The sequence below is a fragment of the Dyadobacter sp. genome (assembly GCF_017744695.1).
In the GTDB taxonomy this organism is placed as follows: domain Bacteria; phylum Bacteroidota; class Bacteroidia; order Cytophagales; family Spirosomataceae; genus Dyadobacter.
In genome coordinates this window covers 1152370-1169999 of sequence record NZ_JAGIAS010000001.1, presented here as the reverse complement: position 1 = coordinate 1169999, position 17630 = coordinate 1152370, and the positions used below count along the sequence as shown (strand labels likewise).

Genomic DNA, 17630 nt, shown 5'->3' with positions numbered 1-17630 from the left:
TGTCTGTTTCACCAAACAGGAAATGCTGAAAACCAGGCCGGATTACTCGCTTACCAGGTTCTTTTTTTCATGTACTCGTCCAGCTCCGAACGCTTCATCGGAATTTCGTTCGGGTTGTTATCGAGCCATTTGAGGAAGTCGGTTTTCAGGGCGTCGGTCCACTGGCTATCGATCTGGCCCGGGGTGTATTTGCCCGCCTTCAGCATTTGAATACCGAATTTGTCGCGCAATGCGATGAATTCGGCCGTTTGCACCACTTTCTCGACCATATGTGCGGGTACGAAGATAACCCCTTCTTTTTTGGCTAAAACCAAATCACCGGGAAGTACCACCGCACGGCCGATGCGGATCGGGGTGTTGATGCCCGTTACTACCGCGTCTTTCAGATACGAAGGATCGAAATCGCGAACGAATGCATTGAAGCCCGGGATTTTAGAGAGGCCGTCGAGGTCACGAACGCCGGCATCGAATACCACGCCATTGCCTGTTTTGGCATAAATAGAATTGGCCAGGTTATCGCCGATCAGCGTCCCTTCCACGATTTTGCCCATGCCGTCGGCCACATATACGTCGCCTTTGGAAAGCATATCGATCGGCCAGGAGTTGGTGTTGCCGATGCGGCCCTGCTTGGCGCCGCGGTCTTTGATATTCTTCTCGATATCCGGTCGCGATGGCATGAACTGCGCCGTCAATGCGCGCCCGGCGATCACCACGTCGTCGTGTACGATTTTCCAGTTGCCTTCAAACTGGCAGTTGTAGCCTTCATTTTTGAGCACTACCCATGCTTCCTCGATATTGATGTCCTTGGCGCGGCGGACGAGATCGTCGGAGATTTTCGGGCGGCCGTCGGGGAAGCGTTCGCCTTTCCATTCGGAGGTCAGGAAAATCAGTTCTTCTTTCGGCATGGTCTGCGCCTTTGCGGTTTGCAGGCCCCCGAAGGTCAGGGTCAGGATGGTCGTTAAAGAGAGAATCGGTAGTTTCATAAGACAAGAAAATGTGCGGCAGGAATATTGAGTAGGTAAAATTAGGTAAAATATAAATGGAAGCCCTTTGCGATGCGGCCGCATGGACTTCCATATGTGACTGTTATCTTCTTGATACGACAATCGGGTTGGTCAGGCCGTTGAGGTCGTAAACCACTTTACCTGCGCGGATGGTTACTTCCGCTTCGAGTTTCTGTTTGCCCTGCACTTTCGTGCCGGTATAATCGAAGAAACCGAATGTGCCGGTGTCGTTCATCTGGAACTTGCCGTCGAGCACGCGCAGTACGGACACGTCCGCGCGCGAGCCTACGGAAAGGTTACCCAGTTCTTCGCGGTGAATGGCTTGTGCGGGAGCCCAGGTGCTGGCTTTGATCACGGCAGGAAGGTCCATGCCCATGGCGAGGAATTTGGACATCACATTCAGCATATCCTTCATGGCATTGTTCATGCTGCCCGTGTGGATGTCGGTGCTGATGGTGTTGGGATAAAAACCGGTTTTGATAGCCGGGATCGCCTGCGAGAATGCGAAGCTGATACCACCGTAACCCACGTCAAAAATGATGCCTTTCTTGCGTGCTTCGTACACGAATGGCTTCACTTTACCCGCTTTCACGTCCACGATCGGTTCGCGGCTGGCTAGCTGGCCGAAGCAATGCGTGAAAATGTCGCCGGGGCGAAGGTGTTTCATGAAAAGCTCTTCGATGGGCAATATCGGCTGGCTACCACCGAAATCGATCATGACGGGGATATTGGCCAGTTTACCCGCCTCCACAGCGCGGTCGGTGGGTGTCCAGTTGTAGCCATTAAAGTGGGCGAGCTTGATACCCACGATATATTCAGGATATTCTTTCGCGACTTTGGCGGTAGCGGCAGCGTCCATGTCTTCGACATTCTGCTCGTAAGTGCCGCCGCGCATACCTTCGCCCACGATGTTCAGGAACGAGAGCACGCGGGTGCGGGAAACGTCGATGGTTTGTTTCTTGAAATCCGGGAAGGATTTCCAGCCTGCACAGCCTGCATCCACGACGGTAGTAACGCCCGTGCGGAAGGTGAAGCCGTCGGGTGGGAGCGCGTTAGGACCGTTGCTGTAAGTCTGGTCCATTTTGGTCCCGAAGAAATTGTGCGAGTGCATGTCGATCAGCCCCGGCGTCACGAATAGGCCTTTCGCGTTCACGACTTGCACACCTTCCTTGGCGTCGATGTTTTTGGCAACGAGCATGACGGTGTCGCCTTTCAGCGCGACGTCCATGACGCTGTTGATATTGTTTTTGGGGTCAATCACATGACCGCCTTTGATGACGATCGAATACTTCTGAGCCTGGGCGGCAAAACCGGCAGAACAGAAGAGGGCGGCGGCAATGAATACTTTTTTGATCATGGGTTTTGGTTTAGGAAAGAACTATTATGGTTAAGACAAAAAAACGCATTGAAATACCTCATTCACGGATCGAAAATTTTCAGGCTTAAAAAGCGATACGGACTGCCGATTTTGGTCGGCAATCCGTATCGGTCATTTACTTCATAAACAGGCAGGGCATGGGCTCTGCTTATTTATCCCACCAAACTACACTCGAAAATGTATTGGTACCGCCCTGGCGGGAACGTGCTTCGAGGAAATTCACATTATTGTACTGCTCTTCGGAGTCAGGAATCACGAAACGGGTTGGTATTTTGCCGCCTGTAATGTTACCGGGATAATTGGTCGGCGTCAGCTTGGGATAGCCGGTGCGGCGCCAGTTCGAGAAGATTTCGTATTCGTCTTCGAGGAACAGTGCCACCCATTTGTGCGTCGCGATCTGCTCGATTTGCTGTGCTACGGTGCCGGTCGCGTTGTAAGGGTTCGCCGTCAGATAGGCATTGATCTTAGCGTCCGAAATTGTGCCGGCGGGTCCGAAAAGGGCCCATTGACGGAGTCCGGCTTTTACCGCCGTTTCGTAAGCCGCCGTCGCAGTGCTGCCGGTATACCATCCGCGAACTGCCGCTTCGGCCAGTAACAGATTGGTTTCGGCATTTCCGAACACAATAAGCGGTGAAGCGTAACGCAGTACGGTAGCGGGGTTTGGTTCAGAGAATGTGTTGAATTCCGCAGGACGGCTGTTGAAGGCCGCATTAGGCATTCCTTGTTGCAAAACGGTGGAAGTATCGGCTACATAAGTGTCCTTACCTACCTCCCGCCACACGATCGAGACTACGTTCAGGCGTGGATCTTTGGTTGCTTTCAAATAGTCGATAAATGTTTTGGCAAATTTTCCGCCTTCTACATTGTCGCCGCCCGGAGTGGTGTAATCGGTGTTCATCAATCCGTTAGCGATGAAGTTGCGACTCAAAGTTTGTGAACCGTCCACATAGCCGATAATCGCGCGATCCACATCTTCCAGGATCACACCGCCTGCGATCGCTTTTTGTACCCAGGTTTTAGCCATGGCATTGTCGACTTCCGTCAAACGCATGCCCAGGCGAAGCATGAGCGAGTACCCGAATTTTTTCCATTGGTCGATTTTACCTCCGTACATCAGGTCGGCGCCGGCAAAGTTGGCCTTGCTCGCGTCGAAAGCCACGATGGACTCGTCCAGCTCTTTCAGCATATCTGCGTAAATCGCCTGCTGGGTATCGTATTTGGGGCCGTAGTTTTTATCGCTTAATGCCTTGCCTGCATCGAAATATGGGATGTCACCGTAGACATCAGTGAGGCGATGGAAAATATACGCTCTCCATATCCTGGCTGCCGACAGTTTGTTCACAGCCAAAGGATCATTTTTCACCGCGTCGATAACCTGGTTGATCGAAATGACCGAGCCCTGGCCTTGTGCGGTGCCGGCATAGGCATTCCAGCTTCCTTGCGAATAGGTGAAATTGAAGTACTTATCGCCCGCGGCAGGCACCTCTTTGTAGGTGGCAAAATGCTGCATGGATTGGCCGATCGTCAGGTAAGCAGCGCCGGTGAAGTTCGTGGACACGCCGTCGAGCTGCGCCCGGGTGAACATAAATTCGGGAACGACCTTCGAGTATTTATTGGGGTCGAGGTTCATTTCCTCGAACCCTTTATCGCAGGAAGTAATCATCATGGCCAACGGGGCCACATATATGAGTTTTTGAAATAAGCTTTTCATCGTACAGTTCAAGTTTAGAATTTCACCATCAGGTTCACGCCCATACTACGGGTTCTTGGTACACCAAATGCTTCCAGACCCTGTGCATTGGTGCTGGTGTAGCTCGATTCCGGATCGAAGTACTGTTGTTTCTTGTCTTTGAAAAGGATGGCCAGGTTACGTGCTACGAATGACACGGAAGCCGATTGCAGTTTCAGGAACGCCAGCTTGTTGACCGGGATGTTGTAGCTCAGCACGACCTGACGAAGCTTGATGAAGTCGTTGTTGAACATAAACATCGCTGTGTAGTTCTTGTCGTTGTCATAGTAAGTGTCCACATCCTTTTTCTCCCAGGTTTTAGTGTATGGAGCACCTTCCGCTGTTACACCTTGTACGGTTACACCCGTTTCACGTCCTGGCAGCGTTTCAACCGGCAAACCGAAGCGGTAGGCGTACTGGTAAAGGTTTGAATACACGATGCTTCCGAATTTACCATCCACCAACACATTCAACGAGAAGTTTTTGTAGCGGAAATTGTTGGTGATACCCATTGTCAAAGGAGGCGTTCCTTGTCCGATTTCTTGCAGATCACCACGTACTGCATAGCCGCTGGCCGGGTTGTACACGATATTGCCTGCTGCATCGGTCTTTTTACGGTAACCCCATACCGTGCCGTAAGGTCTGTTGATCGCGTTACGGATAATACCGCCACCTACACCGGTACCGATGTCTACCTGGTTGATCCCGTCGGCCAGACGCTCGATTTTGCTTTTGTTGTAAGCCATATTGTAGCTCACATCCCAGCTGAAATTCGTTTTCTGAACAGGAGTACCTGTGATCAAAAGTTCGATCCCTTTGTTGCTCAGCTCACCGACATTCAACAATGCAGAGGTATAGCCCGAAGACAATGCAATATTGGTCGTTACGATGTCATCAGTAGTTTTTCTGTTGTACAAAGTAACATCCAATCCGAGGCGGTTATGCAGGAATTTAGCTTCCAAACCGCCTTCGTAGGTAGTAGATGTCAAAGGCTTCAGATCAGGGTTAGGTACCTGCGAAGAAGCAAGGCCTTGTACCGGCTGACCATTGTGGCCACCTTGCTGCATATTGTAATATTGATAAATCTGGAATGCATTTACAGTAGCACCACCCACTTGTGCCCACGAACCGCGGAGCTTCGCAAAGCTGATCGCCGAAGGCAGGTTAATCGCTTCCGAGAGGATCACCGACCCACCGATCGACGGGTAGAAAATGTGGTTGCTCTTAGGATTCAAAACCGAGAACCAGTCCTGACGTCCCGAAACAGTCAGATAAGCAAGGCCTTTATAACCAAAGTCAACCGAACCGAAGAGCGAGTTGATCGCGCTTTTCAGGTAAGTTGGTGTGGTGGTCATAGCCGCCAGGTTGGTGTAGCTGTAAAAGTAGGGGATCGTAAATTCGCTACCTGCTATTACAGTCTGGTCGAAAACGCTGCGTTGTGCGTTGGCGCCGGCCATAGCCGAAAAGCTTACATTTTCAAACTCTTTATTATAGTTCACCGTCAGCATTCCGTTAGTTTCGGAAGACGTGGTTTTTCTTCCTTCATAAGTACCCTTCGGGAAGAACGCATTGTTGGTCGGCTGCACATATTCCGAAGTGAAGCTGTAAAAATCCTGGCTCACGCTTCCTTTTACGTACAGGTTTTCCAGAATGTCGTAGCGAAGGCTTCCCTGGCTCAAAAAGCGGTGTTTGGTATCGTCGTTTTTGAATTTGTTTACTACAAAATACGGATTTGGTGCGGCAGGTACCGGGTTCCATTCCATCTCTTTGCCGGTTACAGCGTCATATCCGGGAGATAAGCTGCGGATATCAACCACGTTGGCAACCAGGTAAGTGGCCCAGTGCGGGTTCATGTCTGCATAACCTACTTTCGGACGGTTGGTGCCTTGTTCGAGGTTGTATTGGAAAACCGTTTCAAGGCTCAGTTTCTTGCCCAGAAATGCATTCAGGTTCAAGTTCGCGATGCGACGTACGAATGAAGAGTTGGGTACTACACTATTTGATTTGGTGTTGTTCAAACCCAGACGGAAGTTGATAGACTGGCTGCCGCCGGTCAATGCCATCGAGTTAATGTAGTTGGTACCTGTGTTATAGAAGTTTTTCAGGTTGTTTTTCTGTGGCGAATAGGGGTGCATTTGTCCATCGACCTGGATCGTTGGCTGGCCATCCATTTTGGCTCCATAAGAGAGACGTCCTGTGCTTTTGGCCTGATCCAGTGATGTAGGCTTTACGCCATCCACGCCCTGGCCGTATTCATATTGCCATTTCGGGATCACGGCAAGGCTTTCAAAGGTGGTGTTGCTGTTGATCTCCACGCCGATGCCTTTTTGGGCACGTCCTTTTTTGGTGGTAATCAAAATCACACCGTTTGAGGCGCGGGCGCCATAAAGAGCTGCCGCCGGGCCGCCTTTCAAAACGCTGATCGACTCGATATCGTCAGGGTTGATACCACCAATACCGTCACCGCGGTCAACGTTCATACCGTTACCATCAGCAGCGGTACCACCAGGCGTGGTGTTATCCATAGGCATACCATTGATCACGTACAAAGGCTGGTTGTTGCCGTTCAACGAGCCGTTACCGCGAATGACAATGCGGCTAGATCCGCCGGGGCCTGTCGCCATACCTGTCGCGTTCACCCCCGCGATTTTACCTGTCAATGCATTACCGATATTATTTTCGCGGGCTTGTGTAAATTCAGCCCCTTTTACTTCCGTTACGGCGTAGGCCAATGCCTTTTTCTCTTTGGCAATACCCAAAGCCGTTACCACGACCTCATTCAGCGCCTTTGCTTCCGGAGCCAGTTGTACGTTCACGGCAGTCTGATTTCCGACGGGTACTTCCTGGGAAGTGTAACCTACAAAGCTGAAAATCAGGACTGCTGTTTCCACTTCACCATCGGGGATTTCCAGCGAGAAGTTTCCGTCTCCATCCGACGAAGTACCACGCTGGGTACCTTTCACGAGCACGCTCACGCCGGGCAGGCCGGTGCCGGTCTCGTCTTTAACGTTTCCCGTTACATTGCGTTTAGGGGAAATTTTGGATGCATTTTCTTCGATAGGTGCCTGTTCGCGGCGCAGGATAATGCGGTCCTGTACCACTTCGTAAGTTACTTTATGCGGGGTCAGAATTTTACTGAGAACTTCGGATAAGGATTCGTCCTGAAATTTGTAGGATGCTTTCTGATTATTGAAGATCTGAGGGTTGTACATGAACTTCACTTTCGTCACATTCTCGATCTTTTCCAATGCCTTGTCAATCTCGGAATTGGCTAAACGCAAAGTCACTTTTTGTTCCAGCACACGTTGTCCGCGCACGTCGTTCGCGTGAACGAAAGTGCTGAACGCAATGGAGAGCAGGGCTTGATACAGAGTAATGCGCATGATTTTCTGTAAAGCATGGTGAAATTGTACTCTTTTTGACATAATTTTGATTTTTGTCGGGTTAAAATTCGGCATAATGATTCCCACAGCAGCCTCATTCAGATGCTGTTAAGCGTACACAAGCATGGGGATTGATCGGGTCGGTGGTGTTGCAGCATCATCGACCTTTTTGTGGAATAGTAATTAGTAGTGGTTTTGGGTCATAGGCACGGGTGAATTTGTCATAAAGTATTGAGAGAAAGGTATTTTCAATAACATCCTTTACTGTTGATGATGATGCTGGCGTCAAGTTGTTCGTACTGTGCCCCGATCGTCTTGCAAATCAGGCTGATCTTCTCGAACAGCGGCTCGTCGGAGAGCGAGGCGGTCAGGTAACAGTTCTGCATCACCTCCGCATCAAATACGATCTTCACACCGTATGATTTTTCCAATGCCGCAAATACTTCGGTGATTGGCGTTCCCTTGAATTCAAATGACTGTCTTTGTATGGGTAATTCCAGAACTTTCGGATCTGGAATAAGGCTTCTTGTGAGGCGTAACTCGTTGGGAGCGAATGTGATCTGCTGGTTGGGGGTCAATACCATTCCGCCGAGCTTGTCATCCGCATGCTGGCTCGCAATTGCCTCCTTCGTCATCGGGAATACCGAAACCTTACCTGTCTTTACCACTACTTTCACCTCCTGGTCGTCGAATGCGCTCACCTTGAAGCTGGTTCCCAGTACTTTCGTTGCGAGCGTATGTGCATACACGTAAAAAGGTTTGTCCGGATTTTTGGCCACTTCGAAGAATGCCTCTCCCCTCAGGAACACCTCCCGCTTGCGGCCTTCGAACCGGCTTGGGTAGGTAATGCGGCTGTCGGGTTGCAGGAGCACGGAGCTACCGTCTTCCAGGATCACCAGTTTGGCCTCTTTTCCCGAGTTAACCGCCTCGATCAACGGTTCTTTGATCTGGCTCAGGATCACCTTATACTGATCGGATTGCTTCTGCGAAAGGGTTTGCTTGTTATACCACCATCCTGCGAACATCAAAATCAGCACCGAAGCCGCCATATGGTACCAGTTTGGCCTGAAACGCAGCCATATTGACGACTTTTTCGCATGGTTTTCACCGATGGCATGCGAGAGCCGGTAAATTTCATTAGCCACTTCCTCATCCGAAATCCGATCGAATGCCGCTTCCGTCGACGCCAGGAAGTTCCGTGCGCGATCGACGAGTTCCAGTTTGTCCGGATTCTGTTCCAGCCACTCGGCCCACAGGGCTTCATCGGCAGGGTTGTTGAACAACACCCAGCGTCTGAAAGATGGATCGGCGGCCAGTTCCTCCGGAAGAAAATTGCGGTAATGGAGCATATTGGGCAAATAATAATATGGCTAATTTTAATAAGGATGCGAGAACATTATGCCGATACTCTCTTTTTGGAAATTAATTTTCGAGAAATTTTAAATTGAGAAGGAAAATGAGGTAAATGACCGATCGTATGCTGGGACTTGCCGTTAATTCATTTACTGGTTTTTATGATATCATATAATTGATTTCGTGAATATCAATTTGTATTTTTATGAAACGAACCAAGACGTTGAAACCGGATTTCTTTTGATTACAGAGTCTAGGACAGAAAACCGATTGTAAATACGGAGCAGACGACAACTAATATATTAGTGTCGGAGTTTTTGTAAATTTGTTTAGGAACCACCAAACTATTAACGCAAAATGCAATGAAGTTAACAGTTGTAATTACGCAGGATGAGGAAATGCTGGTTGGTCAAGTGCAGGAACTGCCTGGTATTTTGACCCAGGGAGCCAGTATCGGGGAGGTTATGGATAATATTCAGGACGCGGTTGAGTTGTACTTTCTGGATTCCGATATTATTCCCGAAAAAAGCGATTCAAAACTGGACTTTAAAAACATCGTATCGACGCAGGAACTGGAATTTGCCTGATGTCAATCAAACGCAATGAGTTTTTAAGGCATCTTGAAAAACACGGGTGCTCTCTTAGGAGGCATGGGGCAAAGCATGACGTTTATGCGAATCAAAATTTGCGCTCGACTGTACCACGGCATCCAAGGTTAGCAAAGTCGCTTTGCGACGCGATATGCAAACAATTGGGTATTGAAAAGCTTTAAATAGCTGGATGCAAGGCTTCACAGGTATTCTTTGATAATCGGGATCTTTCGAAGCAGAATGGCTAGTGCCCAGGCGCCTGTCACCGAGATTAATACTGTCACCGTAAATTTGGCCACAGCAGAAAGCGGTGCGTCGAGCAGCCAATATTGCATCCAAAGCACAAACGGATAATGCAGTAAGTAAATCAGATAGGCATGATCGGATAGGGAATCCCAGGCTTTTTGGTGGTTTTTAACCAATGCCCGAAATGTAGTAATAAATGCAATGCAGCTGAATGTGCAGGATAAGACGTAAATCGTGTAATAGATAAGGTATCCATCGAGTTCTGGTAATGCGCCTCTTTTGACAAGATTGGTCAGGTAAGGTGACGCCAGCGTAAGTGACGTATATGCCAATACGCACACTAGCAGCCATAAGGGCCAACGACGTACGAGCGGTGACGAAGTGCTGAAAATAGTTTCATTAAAATTCGCGTAGCCGAGCCATGCACCCAGTAGGAAGTAGCCGAAATACAATGCGGCACGACTGATTTGAAAGTCGAAAGGCCCGAAGCCGATCCATTTGTAAGGACCGAGCCAAAACGCGAATGGAACATACAGAGCGAAGGTGAACAGGAACCAATAACAGATGACCATCACTGGTTTGTGGACGCGCGTATGCGTTGTACTGGCGTTCAGATTGCGTTTTGGCCGGAAGATTGTATAAATGAGGGCAAATAGGATATTGAATGTGAACAGTACCCAGATAAACCATGGCGGCCCTACCGGCCATTGTTCGAGGATAAAAAAGTCTTCCACGTATGCGTACAAGCTACCGCGTCCGTGTGCGAGCAGGTGCGCGGGGTAATGTGCGACAAGATTCAGGATGGTACCGCCGATTATGAAGGGGATAAAAAGGCGGTAGAACCTGTCGCGGGCAAATGCGCCGGGGCCTTTTCGTTGAATGCTCCTGACAACAAATAGCCCCGCGATGAGAAACATCAGCGACATGAAGAACACGTCGTTGAAATTCTCGAAAATGTCCAGCCCGATCCAACGCTGCATGTCGACCACCGGGTGTGTAGACCGGATATAGGCCACCTTGTCAAAACTTGCGAAGGTAGTGTAGGCGAGAGACGAATGGTGGGCAACCACCAGGACGGTCAGAAAAGAGCGTAGATAATCGATCCAGAGAGTTCGGCTTGGGACTTGGTGCATGGGCTACGGATTGTTACCGAAAGGATGCATTAAATGAACGTCCGGTTGCATGTGATCGCAGCTAAATAGGAAGATTTAGCATGGAGCTCCGGTATGAGCAAGGGAGTTTGGACTAAACCAGCAGCGCGAAGCAGAGTAGCAGCAAGTTGCTGATGGGGTGAATGTGCTGTTTGAGCGCGGAAATCGCTTTGAAAAGGAGGTTGGCGACCGATTGCCGGTTCACCTGCATGAGATCGGCGATCTGCTCATTGTCCATTCCTTCGAAGTATTTGAGGAAGACGGCCTCCTTCTGACGGCGGGGAAGCTCTTCGATGGCGCATCGCACTTTGACCTGATTTTCACTCAGCAGTTCATTTCGTTCGATTTCGGTTTCGACAGTTTGGTAGTCGGAAACCTGGTGGGCTTCGTCGATGTCGAGAAACGGATGTGAGCCGTTGCTGCGGCGAAACTCCTGCATGAGCTGGTTACGCAGAGCACGCAGGAAGTAGATGGTTACAAACTGGATTTGAATGTTTTGTCGCCTTTCCCAGATATGGATCATCAGGTCCTGGATTGCGTCTTTGATGAACTCTCTGTCGGTAGTGAAATTGCAGGCGTAGTTGAAAAGTGTGCGGTATTGTTTGTCGGCTAGCTGGCAAAATGCCAGACTGTCCCCTGCCTGGCTTTGGTGCCAGAGATTTAAAAGAACTTCATTCTCCTCAGCGATGCGTTGTTTCTTGTTCAAATCTTATCGGGTCAGTTAAACAAATTAACTGTTAAATCGCCATAATCTAAAATATAAGTCCGACTTTATTTTTTGTGAGCGAATTTAATCCTGATTAATTGTATTATTTCGAAATAAAGTTTGTAAAAAGGATTGTAGGTGTTTGATAGGAGCGAAAGAGTTACTTTGGGGAATAGGAAAAAAGGGGGATGGAGGAAAGGCAAATAAGAGGATGTTGGCGATGGGATGGAAGAAAAGAAGGAGAAGAGTAACCTCCATTCCTTTTTTTCTTCCTCCCCTTCCTCCATCCTCCCTTTATTCCTTCTAAACGTATGCGATACAGTCAATCTCAACGAGTGAGTCGCCCGGAACGCCGCCGTATACCGCCACAGTAGTGCGGCACGGTGGTTTGCTGCCGAAACGGCCTTTATAAGCCTCGTTCATCGCCTTGTAGTCATTCAGATCGTGGAGGAATACGGAGCATTTCAGTACCTTCTCCATGGAAGAACCGGCCTTGATCAGTTCTTTCTCCAACTCATCGAGTACGTGTTTGGTGTGGGCCGTAATATCGCCGTCGAAGTGCGCACCTTTACCGGCTACGAAAACGAGGTTGTTAAATTTGGTATGGCCTGAAAAAAGAGGCACATCCTGATACATTTCCACGTCGCCCACTTCTTTTTCAGGTGCCGGAGCAGGTACTGCTGCCTGCACTTTTGATACAGCGCCGATGCCCGCAATGCCGGCAACCGAAGCGAAGAGTTTTTTGATAAGAGATCTTCTTTCAGATTTCATAACAGATTAATTAAAGTTATAGTAGAACGAGATGTATTACGAAGTTTTCTTTTTGGCTTTTTTAGCCAGTTTGTCGTTGGCAGGCAACGTTACCTTCCAAAGGCTTCCACCCGCTTTGTTACCTCCCTGTTTGCCTCCGTACTCAATGATATACAATGTGTTACCTATAAGCAAGGCGTCGGTGGGTGCCGTGAAGTTGTTGATAATGCTGGTGGTTCTGGTTTTATAATTGTCCGTCTTTTTATCGTAAACCATTTCCAGGTGCAGCAGGTCCTTACCATACCGGCGCAATGGATTGGGGTTGACTACGCCATTACGCGGACCGCCCGTATAGCGGATCACGAAGCCATCACCGGTGAACTCTTTACCCAACGCATTGTGGGTATCAAAGAAAAGGCCAAGTGGCGAGGAGTGGGCGTTGAATGTACCCACGGTCACACCCGTGGTATCGCCGTCCATGACCACGCCGGTTTTACGGTCGCGGTACTCGTTGGCATCCGGGCCTATATTCTGTACCGAAGGCGAGAATTTCACGCCGGCCGGACGTTTTGGGAAGTCGGGGTCATTGTGAAAGTATTTCATGAGGAATGCGAATGCAAACTTGCTCAGGAAAGGATCTTTTTCCGGGTCCGGGTTGAAATCCGGGAATTGTTGCGGGTTTTCGATGCCGCCCATTACCCAGGGGAACCCGTAGTGATGGCCCTTCCGTACCCAGAACATGTCCTCGGGGTGGTCGTAATCGCCGGAGTTGGAAACGGCAAAAAGATTGCCTTTTGCATCGAAAGCCATATCATAGGCATTACGGATGCCTTCCGCGAAGATGTAGCCGTCGGCTTTCAGTTTGGCAAGATCGGTTGATAGCAACAGGTCTTTGGAATTGATCGGGAAGCGGAAGATGTTCGCCGTGAGTGCATTGTCACGTGCATTGGGATATTCGCCCCCATTGTCCTGTACCTCGCCGTGATCGGTGCGGGCGCCGGTGTTGACGTAAATGTACTTACCGTCCGGACTGATTTCCAGTGCATTCCAGCCGTGGTCGAAGGTGGTTTTGTTGGCACCGTATTCGACAGTATTGAAAACGACCGTCATTTCCGGTTTGTCTACGCCGGACGTTCCCACGCCCGGCTTCATTTCGTAGCGGACCATCCGGCCTTTGTTGCCTTTGTTGTTGTTCACGCTCACGTTACCGGCCAGGAAGAGGGTGTTGCCATGAAAAGCAGCACCTTGCAGGCGTGGGATACCGTGATCCTCCACGGATAGCAGCTTTTTGCTTACAGGCTTGCCATCCTCGACAACGATTTTAACCACATCCCCGAAAAACGTGGTGTAGTACATTTCGCCGGTGACAGGGTGCTGGATCAGGCGCACCGCTTCCGGTTCTACTTTCATGTACTCTTCAATGGTAATGTCGTCTCGAAGTGCTTTGGGAACGGACGTAGTGACCTCCCGTTGTTGCCCGAAAATAGGAAACGTCAAGCCCAACGCGAGCACCGACGTGAATCCGGACTTGATAATGCGGCTGTAATGTAACATAGTGGTCTTTTATGGGGTTTAGGATTTTGGCTGTCGGCAATCAGCTTTCGGCTTTTGGTTTTTCAGTTTGACAGCCGATAGCCGACAGCCGAAGTCTATTTCAATTTATTCATTTTTGCCCAAATGCCGGATGTACGCTACCAGCTGCCAGCGCTGCTCAGCGGTGAATACATCCTGAAACGGCGGCATATTGCCCCGGCCATTAGACATTTTCCAGAACAGCGACCCATCGCTTTGCGCTTTTACGAGCGTGTCATGAAAATTGGCAGGTTTTTGGCCCAATGCACCACCCGCGGCGCCGTCGCCATAACCGCTTTCGCCGTGGCAGGAAGAGCAGTATAATGTAAAGAGTTCTTCACCTTGTGCGAGCGTAAGCGGCTCTTCATGGTAAGGGCTTTTCAATGTATCGGCCCAGGCCGGTGCCTTCCAGGGGTCCTGCGTAGTGTGTGCGAATGTGTTCTTTTCGGAAGAAAAGCCGACGAGGCCGATTCCGGAAAGCATGATGAAGCTTGCGGCTATGATGTTGTTTTTCAACATGAATATACAGAAGTGATGAATTAGTTACTTTTGCCATTCTTCCTCCAACCCCTTTAAAGGAACACTCAATTGCCGGAGAGTAATATCCGCTTAAACGGGGTTGGAAGATGAATGGCGTAATATCTTGCTACTTGATCGATGCCCTCGCTTTGGCCACTTCCTCAGTCGTGACCGGGCTCGCATTGTTTCCGAAATTGCTCCGGATGTGGGTCAATACCTCTGAAATCTCCTCGTCTTTCAAAAAGCTGTGCTGGGGCATTACGTTATTGTATGCTTGTCCTTTTACCTCAATGGGGCCCTCCAAGCCATTCAACAACACTTTAATCAGCCGCTCTTTGTCACCGGTAACCCATTCAGCCCCTCCCAATGGCGGGAAGCGCTGTGAGTCGCCCATGCCGTTGCGCTGGTGGCAGGCGGTGCAATATACACTGTAAACTTTTCCGCCGGCAACAGGTTTGTCTTTGTCCAGGTTGTCGTTCACAAAATCGGGTGTGCGGATGTGCGTCATTGTTTTGCGCTGCTCCATTTTGGCCAATGCGGCTTTGGCAAACTTCTTCTTGTTGCCCTTGTAAGTTACTTTCCAGATTTTGCCTTTTTCGGTTTCGGCAAGGTAGATAGAGCCGTCGGGACCCATGGCGATACCCATCGGGCGATATACCGCGTCGCTTACATTGACAATCGGATCCAGGCCGGCGAACCCATCCGCAAAAACTTCATACTCGCCTGCAACCTGCCCGTTCTTGAATGGTACAAACCCAATGAAATAGCTCGATTGCGGATAAGGAGCACGGTTCGTCGAGCCGTGGAATGCGATGAAAGAGCCGTTTTTGTAATGCTCGGGGAATTGGTTGCCCTGGTAAAACAAGATATCATTAGGCGCCCAGTGGCCAGGGAAACCGATCAAAGGTTTTTCATATTGATCGCATTCGCCTACAATCTTACCATCGCCGCCATATTCCGGGTTGAGTACCTTTTTGGCCTGCATCTGGTCCCAATAGCAATAGGGCCAGCCGGCGTGAGTACCTTCTTTAATCCTCAAAAACTCTTCGGATGGCAGCATAGCGCTCTGCCAACCGTTGTAGAGCTGCGGCCAGAGGCGAAGGAGATCGTCACGGCCATGTTGAACTGCATAAAGGTTATTGTCCTGAAAATTCCAATCCAATGCCACCACGCTGCGGAGGCCGGTAGCGAACTTGGTGCCGTCCTTCTGCAATTGGCCGGTCTTATTCGCATCAAATTTCCAGATACCACCGTGGTCTTCCAGGATCGGGCAGGGCATCATACCTTTGGAGCCCGGCGTTCGGTTTTGCTCCTGGCAGCAGTTCGAATTGGCACCGAATGGTACGTACATAAAACCCTTATCATCAAAAGTAATCGGCTTCGCGATGTGCTCGTGCATGCCGTGCGGGTGATCGTCGGTGAGGACAACCTCTTCCGGACTTTCGGGTACCAGCTTGCCAGGGGTGAGTTTGTAGCGATAAACAACCAGTTCGGAGCTGAAATACAGGTAGCCTTTGTAAATGCGCATGGCAGTACCATAGGCACGCTCTCGGGCAGCCCCGCCGAAGCGTTTGATAACATCGGCCCGACCGTCGTTGTTGGTGTCGCGGAGCGCGATGACGGACTCGCCTTTGTCCGCAAACCGCGCTTTTACGTAAATATCACCATTGTCATTCACAGCAATGTGCCGCGCACGGCCCGGGAGGCTGTCGACCACCACAGTGGCTTCAAATCCATCCGGTAAAAACAAGCCGCCATTTTTGGTATTAACAACCGGCAAATCCTGATCGGATCGCTGTATGAACCCAAGTGCCAGCAGCACAAGCAGGGATGCCGACAATTTCAAGCGTTTTTTAAACATAGGTCAATTAAGAGGGGTTTAGGGGATTTTGGCTATAAGCAATAGGCTATAAGCTATAAGCAACAGGCTTTATTTTACAGCTCAGAACTTACGGCCTAAAGCTTATAGCTTACAGCCTATTGCTTACAGCCTACTTTAAATATATCGGCGCGGTAATACCGTTCAAATCATAAACTATTTTTCCGCCCATTACAGTCAGTTCGCATTCGAGTTTTTCTTTGCCTTCCACTTTATAACCGGTTTTGTCGTAGAAGCCGAAATTGCCTTTGCGCATCGAGAAAACGGCTACGTCGGCGATGGCGCCTTCGGTCATATGCCCCAGCTGCTCGCGGTGGATCACTTTCGCGGGCTCCCAGGTACTCGCCTTGACGATCGCCGGCAGGTCCATGCCCATATTATAGAATTTCGACATAATGCTCAGCATGTCCTTCATCGAGCCGTTCATGCTGCCGGTGTGGAGGTCGGTACTGATGGTAGTAGGGTAAAAACCGGCTTTCATCGCCGGGATTGCCTGCGAATAGTTGAAGCTCGCGCCGCCATAACCCACATCAAACACGATGCCTCTCTTGCGGGCCTCGATCGCGAACGGCTTAACCTTTTGTGTGGTTTCGTCTACAATAGTTTCTCTGATATTGCCTTCCAGCAATGTGTATGCATGTGTATAAATGTCGCCCGGGCGAAGGTGTTTCATGAAAAGTTCTTCGAGGGGAAGGGGAGGTGTACTGCCGCCAAAGTCGACCATAACCGGCATATTTGCCAGTTTTCCGGCCTTTACTGCATTATCCACCGGTTTCCAGTCCTTGCCCTGGAAATGCGCTACCTTGAAGCCTACTACGTCGTTACGGTTTTTGAGCGCGACGCCCGCGGCCAGGTTCGGGTCCATATCGGCCGTATCCTGCTCCCAGTTTCCGCCGCGCATGCCTTGTCCTACGATGTTCAGGAACGAGAGTACGCGGGTTTTGGAATTGAAAATTACATTGTTTTTAAACTCTGAGAACGAGTCCCAGCCGGCACCACCCGCGTCGACGATCGTCGTCACGCCTACGCGGAAGGTGAAGCCGTCGGGTGGTAACGCCACCAAACCATTGCTGAGGTAATGGTTTGGCTCGGTACCAAAAAACACGTGTCCATGAATATCGATCAATCCGGGTGTAACATACATCCCTTTGGCATCCACCACCTGGCGGGCCTCCTTCGGATCGATATCCTTCGCCACTTTTTTGATCTTCCCTTCGAAAATACCGACATCCATCACCTGATTGATATTGTTCTTCGGGTCGATCACCGTGCCGCCCTTGATCAGGATGCTGTACGTCTGGGCATGGGAAGCCATGCCGAGCAGACATGCCAGAAAAATGAAAAGGATGGACCTGTGTTGCATTGTACTT

Annotated in this window: 14 protein-coding genes; 2 read left to right on the top strand and 12 right to left on the bottom strand. The window is 49.9% G+C overall.

Annotated features, from left to right (window positions below; translation table 11 throughout):
- Nucleotides 1-50 precede the first annotated feature (50 nt).
- The 5 genes from J7619_RS04480 to J7619_RS04460 form a co-directional block, all read right to left on the bottom strand.
- Nucleotides 51-983: an RraA family protein gene (locus J7619_RS04480; RefSeq protein WP_291194648.1), complete on the bottom strand. Its 933-nt coding sequence runs from the start codon at nucleotides 981-983 to the stop codon at nucleotides 51-53.
- 103 nt (nucleotides 984-1086) lie between these two features.
- A complete protein-coding gene (locus tag J7619_RS04475; protein ID WP_291194645.1) occupies nucleotides 1087-2361 on the bottom strand; it encodes an amidohydrolase/deacetylase family metallohydrolase in 1275 nt (424 codons plus the stop codon).
- 169 nt (nucleotides 2362-2530) lie between these two features.
- A complete protein-coding gene (locus tag J7619_RS04470) occupies nucleotides 2531-4093 on the bottom strand; it encodes a SusD/RagB family nutrient-binding outer membrane lipoprotein (RefSeq protein ID WP_291194642.1) in 1563 nt (520 codons plus the stop codon).
- Between the two features lie 14 nt (nucleotides 4094-4107).
- Complete coding sequence (locus J7619_RS04465) at nucleotides 4108-7536, bottom strand: SusC/RagA family TonB-linked outer membrane protein (protein ID WP_291194639.1); 3429 nt, start codon at nucleotides 7534-7536, stop codon at nucleotides 4108-4110.
- A 206-nt stretch (nucleotides 7537-7742) separates the two neighbouring features.
- Nucleotides 7743-8843: a FecR family protein gene (locus J7619_RS04460; protein ID WP_291194637.1), complete on the bottom strand. Its 1101-nt coding sequence runs from the start codon at nucleotides 8841-8843 to the stop codon at nucleotides 7743-7745.
- A 366-nt stretch (nucleotides 8844-9209) separates the two neighbouring features.
- On the opposite strand from J7619_RS04460, the gene J7619_RS04455 reads away from it, so the two are divergent.
- Nucleotides 9210-9434, top strand: a complete 225-nt coding sequence (locus J7619_RS04455; RefSeq protein ID WP_291194635.1) for a type II toxin-antitoxin system HicB family antitoxin — start codon at nucleotides 9210-9212, stop codon at nucleotides 9432-9434.
- Nucleotides 9434-9619 (top strand): type II toxin-antitoxin system HicA family toxin, encoded by a 186-nt coding sequence (locus J7619_RS04450; protein ID WP_291194632.1) that lies wholly within the window; start codon nucleotides 9434-9436, stop codon nucleotides 9617-9619. Before J7619_RS04455 ends, J7619_RS04450 begins: the two co-directional genes overlap by 1 nt.
- An 18-nt stretch (nucleotides 9620-9637) precedes the next feature.
- Here J7619_RS04450 and J7619_RS04445 read toward each other — a convergent pair whose 3' ends face one another.
- The 7 genes from J7619_RS04445 to J7619_RS04415 form a co-directional block, all read right to left on the bottom strand.
- Nucleotides 9638-10816: an acyltransferase gene (locus J7619_RS04445; protein WP_291194629.1), complete on the bottom strand. Its 1179-nt coding sequence runs from the start codon at nucleotides 10814-10816 to the stop codon at nucleotides 9638-9640.
- Between the two features lie 112 nt (nucleotides 10817-10928).
- A complete protein-coding gene (locus J7619_RS04440; protein ID WP_291194626.1) occupies nucleotides 10929-11540 on the bottom strand; it encodes an RNA polymerase sigma factor in 612 nt (203 codons plus the stop codon).
- 303 nt (nucleotides 11541-11843) lie between these two features.
- A complete protein-coding gene (locus J7619_RS04435) occupies nucleotides 11844-12311 on the bottom strand; it encodes a RidA family protein (RefSeq protein ID WP_106598504.1) in 468 nt (155 codons plus the stop codon).
- Between the two features lie 36 nt (nucleotides 12312-12347).
- Complete coding sequence (locus tag J7619_RS04430) at nucleotides 12348-13844, bottom strand: sorbosone dehydrogenase family protein (protein WP_291194620.1); 1497 nt, start codon at nucleotides 13842-13844, stop codon at nucleotides 12348-12350.
- A gap of 105 nt (nucleotides 13845-13949) precedes the next feature.
- Nucleotides 13950-14381: a cytochrome c gene (locus J7619_RS04425; RefSeq protein WP_291194617.1), complete on the bottom strand. Its 432-nt coding sequence runs from the start codon at nucleotides 14379-14381 to the stop codon at nucleotides 13950-13952.
- Nucleotides 14382-14508: 127 nt separating this feature from the next.
- Nucleotides 14509-16242 carry a PQQ-dependent sugar dehydrogenase gene (locus J7619_RS04420; protein WP_291194614.1) on the bottom strand — a complete coding sequence of 578 codons (1734 nt, stop codon included), beginning with the start codon at nucleotides 16240-16242 and terminating at the stop codon, nucleotides 14509-14511.
- A gap of 130 nt (nucleotides 16243-16372) precedes the next feature.
- Nucleotides 16373-17623, bottom strand: a complete 1251-nt coding sequence (locus tag J7619_RS04415; protein ID WP_291194611.1) for an amidohydrolase/deacetylase family metallohydrolase — start codon at nucleotides 17621-17623, stop codon at nucleotides 16373-16375.
- Nucleotides 17624-17630: the final 7 nt, after the last annotated feature.

What these genes read in the sequence shown, in the direction of transcription:
- J7619_RS04480 (WP_291194648.1), bottom strand. Translation starts at nt 983, where the DNA reads ATGAAACTACCGATTCTCTCTTTAACGACCATCCTGACCCTGACCTTC.
- J7619_RS04475 (WP_291194645.1), bottom strand. Translation starts at nt 2,361, where the DNA reads ATGATCAAAAAAGTATTCATTGCCGCCGCCCTCTTCTGTTCTGCCGGT.
- J7619_RS04470 (WP_291194642.1), bottom strand. Translation starts at nt 4,093, where the DNA reads ATGAAAAGCTTATTTCAAAAACTCATATATGTGGCCCCGTTGGCCATG.
- J7619_RS04465 (WP_291194639.1), bottom strand. Translation starts at nt 7,536, where the DNA reads ATGTCAAAAAGAGTACAATTTCACCATGCTTTACAGAAAATCATGCGC.
- J7619_RS04460 (WP_291194637.1), bottom strand. Translation starts at nt 8,843, where the DNA reads ATGCTCCATTACCGCAATTTTCTTCCGGAGGAACTGGCCGCCGATCCA.
- J7619_RS04455 (WP_291194635.1), top strand. Translation starts at nt 9,210, where the DNA reads ATGAAGTTAACAGTTGTAATTACGCAGGATGAGGAAATGCTGGTTGGT.
- J7619_RS04450 (WP_291194632.1), top strand. Translation starts at nt 9,434, where the DNA reads ATGTCAATCAAACGCAATGAGTTTTTAAGGCATCTTGAAAAACACGGG.
- J7619_RS04445 (WP_291194629.1), bottom strand. Translation starts at nt 10,816, where the DNA reads ATGCACCAAGTCCCAAGCCGAACTCTCTGGATCGATTATCTACGCTCT.
- J7619_RS04435 (WP_106598504.1), bottom strand. Translation starts at nt 12,311, where the DNA reads ATGAAATCTGAAAGAAGATCTCTTATCAAAAAACTCTTCGCTTCGGTT.
- J7619_RS04430 (WP_291194620.1), bottom strand. Translation starts at nt 13,844, where the DNA reads ATGTTACATTACAGCCGCATTATCAAGTCCGGATTCACGTCGGTGCTC.
- J7619_RS04425 (WP_291194617.1), bottom strand. Translation starts at nt 14,381, where the DNA reads ATGTTGAAAAACAACATCATAGCCGCAAGCTTCATCATGCTTTCCGGA.
- J7619_RS04420 (WP_291194614.1), bottom strand. Translation starts at nt 16,242, where the DNA reads ATGTTTAAAAAACGCTTGAAATTGTCGGCATCCCTGCTTGTGCTGCTG.
- J7619_RS04415 (WP_291194611.1), bottom strand. Translation starts at nt 17,623, where the DNA reads ATGCAACACAGGTCCATCCTTTTCATTTTTCTGGCATGTCTGCTCGGC.